General features: G+C 60.3%; 1 protein-coding gene. It reads left to right on the forward strand.

The annotated features are described in order from the left end of the window. Window positions 1-83: 83 nt before the first annotated feature. Window positions 84-1,052 carry an IS1595 family transposase gene (locus LNV07_RS25340; RefSeq protein WP_263573993.1) on the forward strand — a complete coding sequence of 323 codons (969 nt, stop codon included), beginning with the start codon at window positions 84-86 and terminating at the stop codon, window positions 1,050-1,052. Window positions 1,053-1,057 lie beyond the last annotated feature (5 nt).

Genomic DNA, 1,057 nt, shown 5'->3' on the forward strand with positions numbered 1-1,057 from the left:
CCTGATTAGGTATCTAAGTCCGCCGGCTCATGTGGTGAGCCAGCCGGGTGGGAAAGTAGTCGCACTGCATCCCGGAGGCGACCATGCCCATCAACCGCATCCAGTTTCAGCCAGGCCTCTCGCTGGCCACGTTTTTCCAACGCTACGGTACGCGAGCACAGTGCCAACAAGCCCTGTATGAGATGCGCTGGCCCGAGGGGTTCGTTTGTCCCAAGTGCGCCAGCGCCGAACACAGCCGCCACGAGCGAGGCACGCGGCTGCTCTTGCAGTGCTCTCAGTGCCGCCGCCAGACTAGCCTCACGGTAGACACTGTGCTCGACGCGAGCAAGCTGCCGCTGACGACTTGGTTTTTGGCCATCCACCTGCTCACGCAATGCAAGACCGGTATGTCAGCCCTGCAACTCATGCGTGACCTTGGGGTTAGCTATCGCAGTGCTTGGCTGATCAAGCACAAGCTTATGCAGGTCATGTTTGGCCAAGAGCGAGAGCGCAAGCTGGAGACGCTGGTGCAGATCGACGACGTCTTTGTCGGTGGTGAGCGCCAAGGAGGTGGCGCAGGGCGTGTGGCCCCGAACAAGGTGCTGGTCGTGGCTGCCGTTCAGACGACGGGCCAAGGCAAAGCCCTGTTGGCCCGCCTAGACGTGGTGCCTAATTGGCAGAAGGTGACCATCAAACGCTGGGCCGCCAAGGCTCTAGCGGCGGGGACGCACGTCGTCAGTGACGGCCTGGCCACGTTTGCCGCAGTCAAGGACGCAGGCTTAACGCATGAACCCATCATCGTCAACCGCACCGGCAAGGCCGCAGGCCAGCATCCGCGATTCCTTGCTGTGAATACGACGCTGGGCAACCTGAAAACCTGGATGGCCTCGACCTTCAAGGGATTCAAGCTCAGTCACTACACGCAACGCTACTTGGCGGAGTTTCAATACCGCTTCAATCGGCGATTCGATCTGCGGGCCATATTGACCGATTTGCTGGTCGACGCCCTCCGCTGCAATCCCTGGCGGGAGGCTTCATTGCGAAAGAAGATGCCAGCGGAGATATGTGCCTAATCAGG

Origin of the sequence: Roseateles oligotrophus (genome assembly GCF_025717515.1) — a bacterium.
GTDB classification, from domain to species: domain Bacteria; phylum Pseudomonadota; class Gammaproteobacteria; order Burkholderiales; family Burkholderiaceae_C; genus Paucibacter_A; species Paucibacter_A oligotrophus.